This window comes from Rhizobium sp. RHZ01, from assembly GCF_014851595.1.
Taxonomy (GTDB): Bacteria; Pseudomonadota; Alphaproteobacteria; order Rhizobiales; family Rhizobiaceae; genus Rhizobium; species Rhizobium altiplani.
Map to the genome: position 1 here is coordinate 36,654 of NZ_JACUZZ010000015.1, position 16,974 is coordinate 53,627.

Consider the following 16,974-nt stretch of genomic DNA (forward strand, 5'->3'; position numbering starts at 1 on the left):
CAATGGGTGCCAACTGCGGATCTCGAGAAATGTCACAATGGGGGCATGATAGTGGGAAAGCTGCGCGGCACGGTCGCTGTTGTCGATGATGATGCGAGCCTGCGTCGAAGCGTCGGACGCCTGCTCTACGCTTACGGTTTTCCGGCCATTGAGTACCAATCTGCAGAGGCCTTCCTCGGTCGCGATCCAAACATCCTGATCGACTGTCTTGTATTGGACATCGACCTCGGCGGCATGTCCGGAATCGAATTGCAGCACAAGTTGAAAGAGGCAGGATCGAAACTGCCGGTGATTTTCATCACCGCCCTCGAAGACCCCCGCCTGAAAAGTCAGGCAGAACAAGCCGGGTGTGTCGCCTATCTGCGAAAGCCTTTCGCAGGGGTCGGGCTAATCGACGCGGTGAAGAAGGCGATTGGATCGTGAGTTCTTGCTCGATGACCGACCGCCACGACGCTCAGGCAGACTGACCAGCCAGAAGGCTAACAGGGAGGTCTAATATGGAATGGCTTAGACACTGGCGGCCGATGGCCGAAGCACTGGCAATGGCGTCCTGCCTCAGCGTGCATCCGTTTTCTGCCGGAACCGCATCTGCTCAGCAAGCAAAACCGAACATCGTGTTCATTCTCGGCGACAATATCGGCTACGGAGACATCGGCGTTTACGGAGGCGGGAATTTGCGTGGATCGCCGACGCCGCGCATTGACCAGCTTGCCTCCGAAGGGCTGCGACTGACGCAGTTTCTGGTCGAGCCCTCCTGTACGCCGTCTCGCGCAGCCTTGATGACAGGACGCTATTCCATTCGTTCCGGACTGTCGTTGGTTGCTGTTCCGGGCACGTCTTTTTCCTTACCGGCAAACGAAGTCACGATGGCGGAAATGCTGCATGACGCAGGCTACGCGACCGCAATCTTCGGCAAGTGGCATCTCGGTGCGCAAGCCTACAGTCAACCGCAAAACCAGGGTTTCGACGAATTCTACGGTATTCCGCCCGGCGATACCTGGGACGCATTTGGAATGATCCGGCAGGCAAGGCAGACGAACGCGCTCGATATCCCTCTCGACCAGGGACCACAAATCGTCGAAGCGAGCCGCGGCCAGCCACTTAAATCCGTGAAGCCATACACCGAGGAAGTGCGCCGCGAAATCGATTGGGAGCTGGCGGATCACGGCATCGACTTCATGAAGCGGCAAAAATCGGCGGGCAAGCCGTTCTTCCTTTACCTGCCGATATCGCGCACGCACTTCCCGAACCTGCCTTCGAAACGGTTCGAGGGCGCGTCGCGGATTGGTCAGTTCGGGGACTCCCTGATGGAGGGCGATGCGATTGTTGGAACGATGCTTGACGCAATCAAGGACCTTGGGGTCGAGCAGGATACGATCGTGGTCTTTGCATCAGACAATGGACCGGACGGCCCTGGCGCAAACCGGTTCGGCGGCGACATGCCGGATATTGGCAGTTCCGGACCGTATCGTGGTGCGCTTGGCGAGATCAGCGAAGGTGCGATACGCACGGCCGCGGCGATACGCTGGCCGCAACGGATCAAACCGGGATCTTCGTACGCGATGTTTTCGATCATGGATTTCTTCCCGACCTTCGCTCACATCGCTGGCGCCAAAGTTCCGGATGACCGGCCAATCGACGGTGTGGATCAAACCAGCATGTTGCTGGGAGAGGACGATGACGGTGCCCGTGATCATCTGCTGACCTTCGTCGGGTCGGAATTGGCCGCAGCCCGCTGGAAACAGTTCCGTGCGTATTTCGTGAACGTGGCGCCGGGCCGTAGCGGCGCAGGGGGTGCAACGTTGATGGGAGGCGTTGGCGCGAGCGCTGCGCCCATGAACGGTTATCCGCAAGTGTTCAACATCGAGGCCGATCCACAGGAGGAGCACAATATCGGCGAGATGTACAACTGGGTTCTGGGGCCGCTGCTGCAGGCGGTGGGAGAATATAAGGCGAGCCTTGCGCGATCACCAAACCCGCCGGCGGCGAACATGACAAGGTTTTAGCTGCCGCAGCCTTGCGCGAACTCAAGCACAACTCGTTCCATGGTCGCCAGTTCCCGAATGAAGTAAACGGAAAACAAATCCTGCTCAGGCGCAACTGGTTGCGCCTGAGCAGAGCATCTGGTTTCGTCGATCCGCCTAGCCGATCGACATCAGGCTGGCATTACCGCCGGCCGCGGCGGTATTGATCGAAGTGGATACCTCTTCCAAAAGCCAGTTGAGGCAATAAGCATCAGGATCGCGCTCGAGCTGCTCTGTCGAAGCGGATTGTGTAAGCAGCAACGGGCCCGGCATCGCGGCGATCTTTGCGAGCATGGCGCAGACACGATCAGCATCGCCTTCAACAAGTGCGCCAGCCATCGGCTCGGTCTGGGCACTTGCCTCCTTCCAGGAAATCCGCTGCGCGACGCTGACGGGAACATCTTTCAGCGTCGTGCGGAGGCTCCCATCGCATTCGATTACCGCGCTGTTGCCGGTGGCAAGCACAGCCGAGACCTGGCGAATGAGGCCGGTCGGGGAGACCGGAGCGCACAGGATCGCCCCGCGGGGATGAAGCGCATAGAGGTTGCGCTCACCGACGGGGCCGGCAAGTTCGGTTTCAAGTCCGAGGGCCGACTGGCTGCCGAGATGGCGCGCCATTTCAGCATCCTCGGAAAGGCCCTGCTGGTCCAGCCACTTCGCAAAGTCCGAAAGAGCCGGGTCGCTGTAGACGGAACTGTGCTGCGGTGGGATCGGTGGCGTCGTCACCAAGCGCCCGAGATAGAGCGGCCCGCCCGCTTTCGGGCCGGTGCCCGACAAGCCGCGGCCACCGAAGGGCTGGACGCCGACAACTGCGCCGATGACGTTGCGATTGACATAGAGGTTGCCGGCCTTCACCTGCGAGGTAACGTTCGCAATCGTTTCGTCGAGGCGTGTATGGAGCCCGAAGGTCAGGCCATATCCGGTTGCATTGATCTCGTCGATCAGGTGGCCAAGGTCCTGGCGGCGCCAGCGAACGACATGGAGAACAGGCCCGAACACTTCGCGCTTGAGTTCAGAGATCCTGTTGATCTCAATGATCGTCGGCGCAACGAAGGTGCCATTCCTGGTCGCATCAGGCAATTCGACGCGCTCCACGGCACTGCCGGAACGGCCCATGGCATCTACATGCTTCTCGATAATCTCCTTGGCTTCGGCGGTGATTACCGGGCCGATGTCGGAGGCCAGCCGGTTGGTGTTGGCAATCGAAAGCTCGCGCAACGCCCCCTTGAGCATGGCCAGCGTGCGATCAGCGACGTCTTCCTGCAGGCACAGGATACGAAGTGCCGAGCAGCGCTGCCCGGCGCTGTCGAACGCAGAGGCGATCACGTCGCCAACGACCTGTTCGGCGAGCGCCGAGGAATCGACGATCATGGCATTCTGACCGCCAGTTTCGGCAATCAGCGGAATCGGCTTGGCATCCTTTGACAGACGCTTGGCAAGTTCCGCCTGGATCAGTCGGGCGACCTCGGTCGAGCCGGTAAACATCACAGCGGCGGCTTCAGGCGCTGCGACGAGGGCCGCCCCTACCCTTCCGTCGCCGGGAACCAGTTGGACGACATCGTCGGGGATACCAGCCTCATGCAGGATGCGAACTGCTTCGGCGGCTATCAGCGGCGTTTCTTCTGCGGGCTTGGCAAGAACCGGGTTGCCGGCAACAAGAGCAGCAGCCACCTGCCCGGTAAAGATTGCCAATGGGAAGTTCCAGGGGCTGATGCATACGACCGGTCCGAGTGGCGCATGCGAAGGGCCAAGGGTTCGGCGAGTCTGCTCGGCGTAGTAGCGCAGGAAGTCGATTGCCTCGCGCACTTCGGCAATTGCATTGAGCAACGATTTGCCGGCTTCGCGGATGATGAGGCCGAGCAAGGTCTCCATCCTCGCCTGCATGATGTCGGCAGCCCGATCAAGAAGTGTTGCCCTTTGACCCGGCGTTACCGATCCCCAGGAGGAAGCAGCTTTCAGGGCGATCGCGGCTGCCGAGGCGACTTCTTTTGCGGTTGCTTCGCGTACTGTTCCGACAAGGTCGCGGTTGTCGGCCGGGTTGAGAACGTCGCGGGCAGTTCCCGCCTCGGTCTGGTTGGTTGGCGCGGCCGACCACGAGAGGGTGGCGCTCGCCTTCAGTGCTTCTGTAAGCGCCTGCAGCGATGTTTCATTGGAGACATCAAGGCCGGCAGAGTTGCGGCGCTGGCCGTAGAGGTCGGAGGGAAGCGCAATCTTGTCGTGCTTCTGGCCGGGCACCTGCATTCTCGCGACAATCTCAACCGGATCGGCGACAAGCTCGTCGATGGAGACATTGGGGTCGGCAATCCGGTTGACGAAGGAGGAGTTGGCGCCGTTTTCGAGAAGGCGGCGCACAAGATAGGCAAGCAGCGTTTCATGAGTGCCGACAGGCGCATAGATGCGGCACGGGCGGTTGAGATTCTGCCGTCCGACAACCTCGTCGTACAGTGGCTCGCCCATACCATGCAGGCACTGGAACTCGTACTTGCCGACGTAGTAGTCGGAACCGGCCATGTGGTAGATGGTGGCGAGCGTCTGTGCATTGTGGGTGGCAAACTGCGGGAAGACGGCATCGGTCGCGGCAAGCAGCTTCCTGGCGCAGGCAATATAGGAGACGTCCGTGTAGATCTTGCGGGTAAAGACAGGGAAGTCTTCAAGGCCATCAAGCTGCGCGCGCTTGATTTCGGCATCCCAATAGGCGCCCTTGACAAGTCGAACCATGATGCGGCGACCGGCGCGGCGGGCAAGATCGATGATGAAGTCGAGGACGAAGGGGCAACGCTTGCCATAGGCCTGGACAACGAAGCCCATGCCGTTCCAGCCGGCAAGGTCCTCGTCCAGGCACAGCGTTTCGAGGATATCGAGCGACAGTTCCAGCCGGTCGGCTTCCTCCGCGTCGATGTTCAGGCCGATATCATAGGACTTAGCGATCAGCGCAAGTGCCTTCACCTTCGGCAGCAATTCGCCCATGACGCGCGCGCTCTGGGCTCTCGAATAGCGGGGATGGAGGGCCGAAAGCTTGATCGAGATGCCGGGGCCTTCGTAGATGCCGCGGCGGTCGGACGCCTTGCCGATCGCGTGGATCGCCGCTTCATAATCCTTGTAGTAGCGTTCGGCGTCGGCGCCTGTGGTCGCGGCCTCGCCCAGCATGTCGTAAGAGTAGCGGAAGCCGCGTTGTTCAAGCGGCCTTGCCCGCTGCAGCGCCTCGTCGATCGTTTCGCCGGTAACGAACTGCTCGCCCATCATGCGCATCGCCATGTCGACGCCACGCCGGATGACAGGCTCGCCACAGCGTGCAATCAGGCGGGTGAGCGCTGCCGAGAGGTTGCGATCGTTGACTGTCGAGGTGAGCTTGCCGGTCACCACCAAACCCCAGGTCGCGGCGTTGACGAAGAGCGAGCGACCGCCGCCGAGATGCGACTTCCAATCTCCTTCAGCAATCTTGTCGCGGATCAGGGCATCGCGCGTTGCTGTATCGGGGATGCGCAGCAGGGCCTCGGCGAGACACATGAGTGCCACGCCTTCCTGGCTCGAAAGAGAATATTCGTGCACGAGCCCTTCCACGCCGGTGCCCTTGTGCTTGGCGCGAAGCGCTGCAATGAGCCTGCGAGCGGTCGAAGCTGCGTCTTGCCTGACCTTTTCCGGCAGCGTTGCAGCCTCGGTGAGGCGCGGAACACAGACGGTCTCGGGCGTGCGGTAAGCTGCCGTAATGGCACGACGCAGCTCGCTTTGCGGTCGGACCGCCGGCGCGAAACCCTCGAAAGGATTTGCAGCGTCACGCGGCTGCACGCCATTGGTTTCGTTGCCCACCGTATCGTTGGTGATCGTCATGTCTTTGCTCCAGATCAGGTATGGCTGATACATAGCAGATCTATGAAGTTGATTTCACTTGAAATAGGCTTGAATGGAAGGTATTTGCCTAATTTACACGGAAATCAGAGGTAATGTCGTGAATACCATCGCAAACGGCAGAGAAATTGACCAGTTCGATCACAGGATTATCGAGGCCCTTGTCGCCGACGGTCGCATGTCGATTACCGACCTTGCAAAGAAGGTCGGCCTGTCCAACACTCCTTGCCAGGTCAGACTAAAGCGATTGATCGAGGATGGCTATATTCTTGGCTTCCGCGCAATCGTCGACGTGAAGAAACTTGGCAAGAATCATGTCGCGTTCACAGAGGTAAAGCTCTCCGACACGCGTGAGCACGCGCTGAAGGCCTTCAACATCGCCGCGCGGAAGCTGCAGGAAGTCGAGGAGTGCCATATGATCGCCGGCGCTTTCGACTACCTCTTGAAGATCCGCACATCAGACATTGCCAATTACCGTCTCGTGCTCGGCGAGAAGATATCGAGCCTCCCCTTCGTCGCCAGTACATCGACCTTCGTGGCCATGGAGGCGGTCAAGGAAAACGGAGCCTGAAGGTCGGCCTGGCCTAGCTCAGCCTGAATTTTCCACCGCCCGCCCCGCTTGGCGCGGGGGAAAATATCCGTTGCGATATATTACCTATTTACAACTAACATGTCAGTCTGTTACGTCTAACACGTTGCCTTGGAGGATGGATATTGACTGAGAAATTTGGGCTTTCCGTTGCGCTTGCCACGCCGTTCGAAACCAACGGCGAGATCGCTGTTGACACGATGATTAGGCAGGCAAAACAAAGCCTTGCAGCTGGATGTTCGAGTGTCACGCTTTTTGGCACCACCGGCGAGGGATCGTCGATTGGCACCCAGGAGCGTGAACATATCCTCGGAGCATTCCTGGATGCCGGTATCGAGCCGCGGAAGATCGTCATGGGAGTGCTTGTTGACGCCGCCGAAGATGCCGCAGCGCAGGCTGGGTATGCGCTTTCGCATGGCGTGCGCAACATCCTGCTTGCCCCGCCCTCCTACTTCAAGAATGTGAGCGATGACGGCCTCTTCAAATGGTTCTCGGCGGTCTTTGTGATCCTCGGCGACAAGGCGCGCGACATCATCGTCTACAATATTCCCTCCGTTACGATGGTGCCCCTGACCGTGTCTCTGATCGGGCGTTTGCGGACGGCCTTTCCAACGGTTGTCACTGGCGTGAAGGATTCGTCCGGCGACTGGCCGTTCACCGAAGCCCTTTTGAAGGCGCACGGTGACCTCATCATCCTGATCGGCGACGAGCGCCACCTTGCAAAGGGTGTACGCCTCGGCGGACAAGGTGCGATCTCCGGGATGGCGAACTTCCTGCCTGCCGAGGTCAAGCTGATGGCGGAAGAAGGCAGGGACGATGCCCGCGTCGAGGATTTTGTCGCCGAACTTCTGAAGTATCCGGTTACCCCGGCAGTCAAGGTCATGGTGGCCAGGCAAACCTGCGACGATGTGTGGCTTGCGGTTCGCCCACCACTCATTTCGATATCTGGCGAGGGACAGGAGCAGCTTGCTCTTGCCTTCGATTCACTTTTCCGCTCCAAGGCTGCATAGGCGCCATGTACGAGGAGGAGGCAATGGACGGACTGGAGGAGCAGCCGACGCTGCGGGAAAAGGCGTATGAAAGCTTCACGCGCCACCTGCTGGCGCGCGACGTGCGCCCCGGCCAATTTGTCTCCCAGCGCCGCCTCGTCGAGTTGACCGGCCTGACGCTTGCTGCGATTCGCGAGCTAATCCCGCGGCTCGAGGCCGAAGGACTGATCAAGACGGTCCCGCAGCGCGGCCTGCAGATCGCCCATATCGACCTCAATCTCATCCGCGAGGCTTTTCAGCTCCGGCTCTTCCTGGAGAAGGAGGCGGTGGCGCTTTTTACGCGCTCCGCCTCCGATGAAACGATTGCCGGGCTCATCAAGCAGCATCGCGATATCGCCGAAGCCATCGCCAGTGGCGACGCTTCCCATGAGCTTGAAGTACGCGCACAAGCCGTCGACTGGGGCATGCATGACGCCTTCATCGACGCGCTTGGCAATACGATCATTTCCAACGCCTACCGGGTCAATTCGATCAAGATGCGCCTGATCAGCCAGGAACGCTTCCGTATCGACGGGCGTGTCGGTCCTGTCATGGGAGAGCATCTGAAGGTCCTGGAGGCGATCGAAAGCCGCTCGGCCGAGGATGCGGTGAACAACCTCGCCGCTCACATCAACCACGCCAGGGATCGTGCCCTGCGGATCTAATTGCATCATAGCCGGCGATGAGGAGATCGGCGGCAACAAGAGGAGGACTTACATGCCATCATCATTCTTGAATCCCACCCGGCGCGGCTTTCTCGCCGGTACCGCGGCACTCGGCGCCAGCAGCCTCATGGGCGTGCGCTCTGCATCGGCGGCCGTCGACTGGAAGCGTTTCGCCGGCACCACGCTGGAAGTCAATCTGGTCAAGAGCCCTCGCAGCGAGACACTCATCAAGTATCTCCCGGAGTTTGAAGAGCTGACGGGCATCAAGGTCAATGCAGAAGCGACGCCAGAGCAGCAGCAGCGTCAGAAAACCACGATCGAACTGAGCTCAGGCAAGCCGAGTTTCGACGTGGTGCATATGAGCTATCACGTCCAGAAGCGACAGTTCGAAAAGGGCGGCTGGCTTGCCGATATCAGCGGCTTTATCAAGGATCCATCGCTGACTGATCCGTCGCTGGTCGAGAGCGACTTTGCCGGCGCCGGCATGACCTTCGCCAAGGACCCTGAAGGCGTCCTGCGCTCCCTGCCCTTCTCGGTGGACTACTGGATCGTGTACTGGAACAAGGCGCTCTTCGAAAAGAAAGGGCTTTCCTATCCGACCACATTCGAGGAAATGGCAAGCGCTGCCGAAGCGTTGACGGATCCCTCGACCAACACCTATGGCTTCGTCGCTCGTGGCCTGAAGAACGCCAATACGCCGGTCTGGACGACGTTGTTGCTCGGCTACGGATCGAGCCCGCTTGGTGCGGACGGCAAGCTGCGCACCAATTCCGAAGAGGCTGTTGAAGCGGCCAAGCTCTACCAGCGCCTGATGACCAAAGCCGCCCCTCCCGGCGTCTCCGGCTTCAACTGGGCAGAAGCCCAGTCGGCCTTCCTGCAGGGCAAGATCGGCATGTGGCTCGATGGCGTCGGCTTTGCGCCGCCGATCGAGAACCCGGAAAAGTCGCGTGTCGTCGGCCAGGTCGGTTACGGCATCATGCCGAAGGGTCCCAAGGCCCAGGCGGCAGCAACAACCGGAGACGGGCTCGGTGTCGTGGCTGCAAGCCAGAAGAAGGAAGCCGCATATCTCTTCTGCCAGTGGGCGATTTCCCATGACATGGGTGCGCGCCTGCTGCAGGCTGGCGCCGGCGTTCCCTTCCGTCAGTCGGTCCTTGAGGATCAGAAGGTGCGCGAAGGCGTGAAGATGCCGGCCGCATGGCTCGATGCTGTCGCGGGTTCCGCAAAGGTGTCGCAACTTGCCTTGCCGATCATCATTCCGGTCACGGAGTTCCGCGACATCTATGGCGTCGGGCTCACCAATATGATCGGTGGCGCTGATCCGGCTGCCGAGCTGAAGACGGCGACGGCTCAGTTCGAGCCGGTGCTGGCACGAAGCGAGGGATAATGTCTTCGGTGAGCATGGAAGCCGCAACCGCGGCCAAGGCCAAGCAAAAGCAGAGGAGCAAACCGGGTCGGTTTGCTCCCAACTACTGGCCTTTCGTCATTCCCGCGCTGATCGTCGTGGCGGCTGTCATCGTTTTTCCCTGGGTCTTTACCCTGTGGATGAGCGTCAACAGCTGGACGCTTGGCCAGGCACAGGTCTTTGCCGGGTTGGATAACTACCTGCGCCTGGCGGTCGACCCGCGCTTTTGGGACTCGTTGTGGCATACCGTGCTCTACACGACGCTGTCGGTCGTCGCTCCGCTTTTTCTCGGAACGCTGGCCGCGCTCATCTTCGATACCCAGTTTCCACTGCGCGGTATCCTACGCGGGGTGTTCGTGATGCCGATGATGGCGACGCCGGTCGCCATCGCGCTCGTCTGGACGATGATGTTCCATCCGCAGCTCGGGGTCCTGAACTACCTGCTTTCCTATGTCGGGATCGGTCCGCAGGAATGGATCTACAACCAGACGAGCGTCATTCCCTCGCTGGTGCTTGTGGAAACCTGGCAGTGGACACCGCTCGTCATGCTGATCGTGCTCGGGGGCCTCGCCGCCGTCCCGCGCGAGCCCTACGAGAGCGCGGAAATCGATGGCGCCAATGTCTGGCAGAAGTTTCGGTACCTGACACTGCCGATGATCGCGCCGTTCCTGATGATCGCCGTGATCATTCGCAGCATCGATGCGGTCAAGAGCTTCGACATCATCTATGCGATGACACAGGGCGGACCGGGCACCGCGTCGGAGACGATCAACATCTATCTCTATAACACCGCGTTTTCCTACTATGACATCGGATATGGCTCGGCGATGGCGGTCGTCTTCTTCGTCCTGATCGTTATGCTTTCCTTCATTCTGCTGATGATAAAGCAGCGCGCCAACTGGTCCGACGGGGAGGCACGCTGATGAAGCGCAAGGCACTCGATCGCATCGGACTTCTGTTCGTGGCGCTGGTGATGGTGTCGCCGGTGGTGCTGTTCTTCCTCTGGATGATCTCACTGTCCTTGAAGTACGAGATCGACAACGGCGCCTTCCCCCCGATCTTCATCCCCGAACGCTTCGCCTGGTCGAACTACGTCAAGGTGTTCGAGGAGAACAACTTCTTCCTTTATCTGTGGAATTCGGTCCTGGTAACGGGTGCGGCAACGCTTCTGGCGCTTGTTATCGGCGTGCCGGCTGGTTACGGCATTGCCCGCCTGAAGGCTGAGAAATCCGCCGTCGTCATCATGATTGCGCGTATGACGCCCGGCCTTTCCTTCCTCATTCCGCTGTTCCTGCTGTTCCAGTGGCTGAACCTGCTCGGCACGCTCTGGCCACAGATCATCATTCACCTCGTCGTAACCGTCCCGATCGTCGTCTGGATCATGATCGGCTACTTCGAAACGACGCCGATGGAGCTGGAAGAAGCCGCAAGTATCGACGGGGCAACGCCCTGGCAGGTTTTCCGCCTGGTGGCACTGCCGATCGCAAGGCCCGGGATCGTCGTCGCCTTCATCCTGTCGGTCATTTTCTCCTGGAACAACTTCGTGTTCGGCATCGTCCTTGCAAGTCGTGAGACGCGTACGCTGCCTGTCGCGGTCTACAACATGCTGTCCTTCGAGCAGGTCAGCTGGGGTCCGCTTGCTGCCGCGGCCTTGATCGTCACCCTGCCGGTTTTGATCCTGACCGTCTTTGCACAAAGGCAGATCGTTGCCGGCCTGACGGCGGGTGCGGTGAAGTGACACCGACGATCCCGACCAAGCAGCAGCCGGAGCCGGCGCGGCGTATTCTGTGCGTCGGAGCCGCTGTTCTTGATACGCTCTTCAGGGTCGATTTCATTCCCGCCGGCCAAGGCAAAGTGCTGCCAACCGACATGTTGCAGATCGCAGAAGGAATGGCCTCGAGTGCCGCTTATGCTGTTGCAAGGCTTGGCGGGAGCGCCAGCATCTGGGGCGCTGTCGGAGATGACGAGACCGGCGAGCGCATCATCGGCGATCTGGCTGCAAGCGGCATCGATACCGCTGGCATGCGTTGCGTGGCAGGCGCCCGCTCAGCCGTATCGACGATCCTGATCGATGATGCCGGCGAACGCCTGATCATACCGTTTTATGATCCGCGGCTGCATCACGGCGTCCAACCCGTCACCGCCGAAGATATCGCGGCATTTGATGCAGTTCTGGTCGACGTGCGTTGGCCAGAGCTTGCCCTCAAGACATTGCTTGCTGCCCGGCAAGCAGGCATTCCTGCCATCCTCGATGGCGACGTCGCGCCCGAAGGCGTGATCGAGATGCTGGGGCCGGCCGCAAGCCACATTATCTTTTCGCAACCGGCGGCTGAACGACTGACGGGAGCATCAGATCCGGTGTCGATCGTCCGCCAGTTGAAGGAGACGTTCTCTCATGCCTTCGTCAGCGTGACATTCGGCGAGAGAGGCTCTTACTGGTTCGACGATGATGACGCGCTTATCCGTCATCTCGAGGCACCACGCATTAGAGCCGTCGATACGCTGGCTGCGGGCGATATCTTCCACGGAACCTTTGCGCTGATGCTTTGCGAGGACATGGCGATGGAAGACGTGATGCGCTCGTCATCGATGGCGGCGGCCATCAAGTGCCAAACGTTTGGAGGGCGCATCGGGGCGCCTGATCGAGCAGAGCTTGATGAGGCGTTGACGAGCTGGCCGGCTCGTGCCGTCGACGTCACCCGACCCGCTGGCCAAGCCGTTTGAAGATCATGCGACCTTCGAAACTCCCATGGAACAACCGGACGCCTTGAGCGCGCTTTCGACGACATCAACGAACAGCCTGCGGAACCAGACCGAGCGGTCGTCCACACCGGAACAGGAGGATGACCCGACTGGTGCCCCAAACTCACTTACTTCTGGCCCAGTTTCTAGGCGGTGTCTTCGCAATTCTACCGTCTCACCCGGCGCATGCGAGTTTCAAATCACGTTGATGTGGAAATCGGTGCCTTCCCACTGCTGCCTAGCCGTCCAGAAGATGGTGAAGACGATGATGCCTGGGCCGAGCATTTTGGTCGGCAAGTCGCAGACATGAGTACCGAAGCCCGTATCACGGGTATGGCTGTCCGTGACATGAGCCCAAGCGTCGGTCGACCAATGCACGATGGCAGTCTCACTCAGTTCAATGCGCAGGCTACGTCCTGTCGCCATCACGGTCCGCTTGTCGGTCAGGCGCCAGGCGAAAGGCGCAATCGGCGGCTGACCGGCGACATAGCGCGCAACAGTCTGGGGTGGCATGTCGAAAATGACACCATCGCGGATCGAGCGCAGCAGTTTGATGTGTTCCGCATGGGCCCAGACCAAGGGCATGGCGCTACCGGAAGGGCGGCCAAGAAAAAGCTCGCGTTCGGGAACGTTCTCGCTATCCCAAATCTGCTCGGGCAGTAAACCGCCGTCGCTTGCCGAGGCTTCCAGTGCCGCCAGCAGGCGCCGCGCCTCATCCGGTCGCCCGGCGGCGAGCTCATAGTGGGCGCGTTCACCGGTCAGAAGCGGCCAGAGCCTGCCGACGCCGCTGCCGGCGAAGGGGGCGCCGTCGACGCGCTCGCCATAGCCGTCATCATTGTACCGATACCAGTAGGATCCGGCCGGAAGATCGCGCCGCAACTCGGCATCGATCGCCGCCACGGTACCGAGGATACGCGGATCGTCCGCGGATCGAAGACCGAACCGGACAAGCGCAAGCGCATCGGGGCTGAGAAGCAGATCCGCTTCGATGACGGCCGCGCCGTCGTCGCGGTTGCGGATCGGGATGAAGTCGCGACCGAGCGAGGAGCTGGCGTCCGTCGCCGTGGCGATCCGCACATAATAGCCATCGATGCCCAACCGCCGCGACAATTCCGTGTCGGAGGCGTAAGTCCATTCCTCGATCCGCTCGCACCAGCCGTCGGCTACCTCGCGAAGGTATTGCGCCGCCGATAATCGTCCGGTCGCTTCCACCGCGTCGGCCGCCGCCAGCAACCCGGTGATCTCGACGGCGAGCGTAAAAGGGGAGTAACCGGCATCTTCCTCCCAACGATCCTGCTGGGTGGCGGGACCGTTTCTGACAATATAGGCCGCAGCAGCCTCGATCATCGGCAGATATCGGCCAGCCCCCGAGGCGTCGATCTCGCCGGCGCGCAGCAGCATGTCGTAAAGCAGGATGGGAAACGCCGTCTCGTCCATCTGGATGCCATGCCAGTAGGGGCGGCCGTCGAGCCAAGCATTCTGCACCCAATGGCCATCGGCTTCCTGGATCGCAGAAAGATAGTTGAGCACCGCACGCGCGTCGGTTCCCGCGCCCGCGGCGAGCAACCCGCCCGCCGTTTCCACCAGGTCGCGCGTCCAGACGAGATGGTAGCCGCCGAGGTCGTCGTCGCTCTTGTTGAAACCCCAAGGGATGGAAAGGCTCGCTATGATGGCGCCCGAGGCATCGTCACAGTGGGTGGCAAGCACACCTGTGCTGACGCGGTACCGGTTCAATTGGCCAGGTTCATGGGGCTCGTCGAGGGTAAGCAATCCCCCCTGCCAGTCCCGCCAGCCGTTGCGAAAATGCTTCAGCGCCGGCTCGACACCTTGTTCCAGGCTGAGTATGGCCCGAAAGGCAGCTTCCTCGGGTTGCGTGCCGAAGCCTATGGCGATCTGCACCCGCCCTTCAGTCGCCTCCATGTCGAGCGTCCCCGATAGCGCGACGTTGCCCGACGGCGCACAGTGGTATTCCTCCTTCAGCTCCTCCCCGCGCGACAAAGCCTGCCAGCCATCGGAGAAGCCGACATAGCCCGCCGACCGCGCAAGCCAGGGGCCAGAGGCAGCAATCGCAAGCGCCCTTCCCGAGCCCTCGGCGAAGAGCATGGGCCGACCCTTGAAATCACCATACCAGGCTGTGTTATCGGCGCCGCCATTGACGAGATGCGGCGCAATAAGTGCATGCAGCCGGTAGTCGGAAAGCTTGCCGACCAACGCCTCAAAACGGAGGTCCTGCAACACCACCTCGCGCTCAGGGTCTGAAAGGATGGTCTTTGAGATCCGATAGCGGCCGTCGTGGGCGGTGTTGACGAGACGAAACGCCGGAACACCGTCCTCGACCGCATGTACTTGATGATCAGCGTCGCGCTTCTCCTCGGAAAAATAGCCATCCGCCGTCACGATGAAGCCGAAATCGCGGACGCAGGCCATATCGAGCCGCGGCGCGTAGATCTCGTTAAGGATTCCGTGGCTTACCGTGAACCAAACGCGGCTGGCCACGCTAACGGCGGTGCCAACCGCGCTCTTGTCGCTGGAGGTCCAACGGGGCTCGATACCGGGTGCGCCTGGTGGGACAAGAGCACCGGGGGGCAATGTCGGAAAGGCCAACTGCTGATCCTCCGTTCAAAATGCACTTCACTTCAGTGAGCCATCGTCGGGTTGAAATCAAGCGACACCCCATTGCCTTCTGGAACTCGACAGCCAGTCCTGATCTTGACCGCGATAGCGCAATGCGGGAGCAATGTGGGCACGGCCCGTAGAGGAGCGCAGAACATGGCTGGGACGACTGAAACAATCGCAGCATCGCAAGAGCGCAAGCATGGCAAGCCCGAGGCGAGCACCGGACCTGCTGATCGCACTGTGCTTGCCATCGATATCGGCGGGTCACATGTGAAGGTTGAACTCAGCAGCGGCAGCGAACGGCGCGCGGTCGAATCCGGCCATCAGATGACAGCGGCCAAGATGGTGGCGGCACTGCGCAAGCTCACGGAAGACTGGCACTACGACCTTGTCGCGATGGGATATCCCGGACCGGTTATCGCCCACCGGGCCGCCGCCGATCCATTTAACCTCGGGCCGGGCTGGAAGAATTTTGATTTCGAAGCAGCGTTTGAACGGCCAGTGCGGATGGTAAACGACGCACTCATGCAGGCGATCGGTAGTTACCAGGCAGGCCGCATGCTCTTTCTCGGCCTCGGCACTGGCCTCGGTTCGGCCATTATCGCCGAGAACGTTTGCATGCCTCTGGAACTGGCGCACATGCCCTACCGAAAGGCGACATTCGAGGATTATGTCGGCGAACGCGGCCTGAAGCGTCGCGGCAAAAGCAAATGGCGAAAATCGGTATTCGACGTCGCCGACCGCTTGGGTGCTGCCCTGCTGCCGGACTACATCGTCATAGGCGGCGGCAATGTCGACCGGCTCAAGGAACTGCCACCGAAGTGCCGCCGCGGCAACAACGACAACGCCTTCCGCGGCGGTTTTCGGGTCTGGTTGGATGACAGCCTGCGCATCTAAACTCGACGCCTCTCACAAGAGTTGATGACCTATTTGGGACGACTGCAGGGCTCGGCCTCCCAACGTAATCCCAAGCCGAACGGCAACCCCCTTATGAAGGGTAGGTCGAGGCCTCAACGCCGCAGCGACCGCCAGTCAAACTAGGGCCAGTCAAACTAGGGGTCGACGGCGATGTGCGCGCTGATCTGGTTGATGGCAATGCGCATCAGGAACAAGCTGTTGGTCGCCCTACTCATGGTCATCATCGTGATCGGTGCGTCAGAGATCGCAGGATCTTTGGCTATTTACTAGGGTGGAAACCGTGAGCCTCGCTCCGAGCGATGGCGAGGGCCTAAGTAAGGTCAAATAATCCCCTAACTGACCATGTCGTGCCGCGTCGCTTTCAACTAAAGTGGCCCGCCCTAACCGTTGGAATTACTGCATTTTCCGGCAACGAATGAAGAACTGGACCACATAGCGGCTCTTTCCATTCGTGGTACTTCCATGGATGGCTCCTCCCATGCGGCTCCTGACAGCACTGCAAATATGGCACATCGCGATGCCAGCGGAGGAGCCGTCCACGGCATCAAGAACAGACGTCAAGCTGGAAACCAACGGCGCCATTCCTCAAGCATCCGGTGCTTTGATATTTGAACCTAGGTTGTACGGAGGCGGGCCGTGAGACTTCGAGGACCGTATCGCCGTTGGTGTTCGGCCTCTCTATCCGCCCCGCACTCGTAGCTGAACTTTAGTCGTCAACTTCATCCAGGCGGACATAGTCTGTTCAGCGTCGGCTCCGACAGCGAGGTGAGCCGTGCGAACCCCTCGGCCACCAATGGTTATTCTCGGCAATACTGTAACTTAACGTAGGTTTTACTCATAACGCCCATAGTCGTCCGACCAATCGGAGGACGGGGTAGTGCGCATTCTTTTTACCGCAGCGTTTGCAAGCCTGGCATTTTCAGCCTGGGCGTCGCCGTTTTGCACAAAGGAGCCGGAAAGCGTCTGGCTTTCGGATGCTGTGGTACGCGAAAGGGCCGTTGCCACGGGCAATTCTGTCGAAGTCTTCAAGAAGACCAAGGGCAATTGTTATGAGGTCTACGGTCGCAATGCGAAGGGAAAACGGGTGGAGATCTACTACCATCCCGTCACCGGCGAAATCGTTGAAGAGCATTGAACAGCAGCA

The 16,974-nt window shown here is 60.2% G+C and carries 13 protein-coding genes; 11 read left to right on the forward strand and 2 right to left on the reverse strand.

Annotated features, from left to right (window positions below):
* The first annotated feature begins 51 nt into the window (after positions 1–51).
* Together IB248_RS16695 and IB248_RS16700 are read left to right on the forward strand one after the other, a co-directional pair.
* Positions 52–423, forward strand: coding sequence for a response regulator (locus tag IB248_RS16695; protein ID WP_192241332.1), 372 nt, complete (start codon positions 52–54; stop codon positions 421–423).
* Between the two features lie 74 nt (positions 424–497).
* Positions 498–2,006, forward strand: coding sequence for an arylsulfatase (locus IB248_RS16700; protein WP_246779256.1), 1,509 nt, complete (start codon positions 498–500; stop codon positions 2,004–2,006).
* A 135-nt stretch (positions 2,007–2,141) separates the two neighbouring features.
* Here IB248_RS16700 and putA read toward each other — a convergent pair whose 3' ends face one another.
* Positions 2,142–5,852, reverse strand: a complete 3,711-nt coding sequence (gene putA, locus IB248_RS16705; protein WP_192241264.1) for a trifunctional transcriptional regulator/proline dehydrogenase/L-glutamate gamma-semialdehyde dehydrogenase — start codon at positions 5,850–5,852, stop codon at positions 2,142–2,144.
* Between the two features lie 145 nt (positions 5,853–5,997).
* Between putA and IB248_RS16710 the strand changes: the two genes are divergently transcribed.
* The 7 genes from IB248_RS16710 (at position 5,998) to IB248_RS16740 (ending at position 12,278) form a co-directional block, all read left to right on the forward strand.
* Entirely contained in the window at positions 5,998–6,441 is a 444-nt protein-coding gene (locus IB248_RS16710; protein WP_272481257.1) for an Lrp/AsnC ligand binding domain-containing protein, read from the forward strand.
* A gap of 143 nt (positions 6,442–6,584) precedes the next feature.
* Positions 6,585–7,469 (forward strand): dihydrodipicolinate synthase family protein, encoded by an 885-nt coding sequence (locus IB248_RS16715; protein WP_192241266.1) that lies wholly within the window; start codon positions 6,585–6,587, stop codon positions 7,467–7,469.
* A 5-nt stretch (positions 7,470–7,474) separates the two neighbouring features.
* Positions 7,475–8,152: a GntR family transcriptional regulator gene (locus IB248_RS16720; protein ID WP_192241267.1), complete on the forward strand. Its 678-nt coding sequence runs from the start codon at positions 7,475–7,477 to the stop codon at positions 8,150–8,152.
* A gap of 52 nt (positions 8,153–8,204) precedes the next feature.
* Positions 8,205–9,536: a sugar ABC transporter substrate-binding protein gene (locus IB248_RS16725; RefSeq protein WP_192241268.1), complete on the forward strand. Its 1,332-nt coding sequence runs from the start codon at positions 8,205–8,207 to the stop codon at positions 9,534–9,536.
* Complete coding sequence (locus IB248_RS16730) at positions 9,536–10,477, forward strand: sugar ABC transporter permease (protein WP_192241269.1); 942 nt, start codon at positions 9,536–9,538, stop codon at positions 10,475–10,477. Before IB248_RS16725 ends, IB248_RS16730 begins: the two co-directional genes overlap by 1 nt.
* On the forward strand, positions 10,477–11,292 hold the full coding sequence (locus IB248_RS16735) for a carbohydrate ABC transporter permease (protein ID WP_112659794.1): 816 nt from the start codon (positions 10,477–10,479) through the stop codon (positions 11,290–11,292). The genes IB248_RS16730 and IB248_RS16735 overlap by 1 nt, the downstream gene beginning before the upstream one ends.
* Complete coding sequence (locus IB248_RS16740; RefSeq protein ID WP_192241270.1) at positions 11,289–12,278, forward strand: sugar kinase; 990 nt, start codon at positions 11,289–11,291, stop codon at positions 12,276–12,278. Before IB248_RS16735 ends, IB248_RS16740 begins: the two co-directional genes overlap by 4 nt.
* Positions 12,279–12,491: 213 nt before the next feature.
* On the opposite strand, the gene IB248_RS16745 is transcribed toward IB248_RS16740, so the two are convergent.
* On the reverse strand, positions 12,492–14,900 hold the full coding sequence (locus tag IB248_RS16745; RefSeq protein ID WP_192241271.1) for a glucan 1,4-alpha-glucosidase: 2,409 nt from the start codon (positions 14,898–14,900) through the stop codon (positions 12,492–12,494).
* A 165-nt stretch (positions 14,901–15,065) separates the two neighbouring features.
* On the opposite strand from IB248_RS16745, the gene IB248_RS16750 reads away from it, so the two are divergent.
* Positions 15,066–15,809 carry an ROK family protein gene (locus tag IB248_RS16750; protein ID WP_025662403.1) on the forward strand — a complete coding sequence of 248 codons (744 nt, stop codon included), beginning with the start codon at positions 15,066–15,068 and terminating at the stop codon, positions 15,807–15,809.
* A gap of 898 nt (positions 15,810–16,707) precedes the next feature.
* Positions 16,708–16,965 carry a PepSY domain-containing protein gene (locus IB248_RS16755; protein ID WP_192241272.1) on the forward strand — a complete coding sequence of 86 codons (258 nt, stop codon included), beginning with the start codon at positions 16,708–16,710 and terminating at the stop codon, positions 16,963–16,965.
* The last annotated feature ends 9 nt before the right edge of the window (positions 16,966–16,974 follow it).

What these genes read in the sequence shown, in the direction of transcription:
- IB248_RS16700 (WP_246779256.1), top strand. Translation starts at nt 498, where the DNA reads ATGGAATGGCTTAGACACTGGCGGCCGATGGCCGAAGCACTGGCAATG.
- putA (WP_192241264.1), bottom strand. Translation starts at nt 5,852, where the DNA reads ATGACGATCACCAACGATACGGTGGGCAACGAAACCAATGGCGTGCAG.
- IB248_RS16720 (WP_192241267.1), top strand. Translation starts at nt 7,475, where the DNA reads ATGTACGAGGAGGAGGCAATGGACGGACTGGAGGAGCAGCCGACGCTG.
- IB248_RS16725 (WP_192241268.1), top strand. Translation starts at nt 8,205, where the DNA reads ATGCCATCATCATTCTTGAATCCCACCCGGCGCGGCTTTCTCGCCGGT.
- IB248_RS16730 (WP_192241269.1), top strand. Translation starts at nt 9,536, where the DNA reads ATGTCTTCGGTGAGCATGGAAGCCGCAACCGCGGCCAAGGCCAAGCAA.
- IB248_RS16735 (WP_112659794.1), top strand. Translation starts at nt 10,477, where the DNA reads ATGAAGCGCAAGGCACTCGATCGCATCGGACTTCTGTTCGTGGCGCTG.
- IB248_RS16750 (WP_025662403.1), top strand. Translation starts at nt 15,066, where the DNA reads ATGGCTGGGACGACTGAAACAATCGCAGCATCGCAAGAGCGCAAGCAT.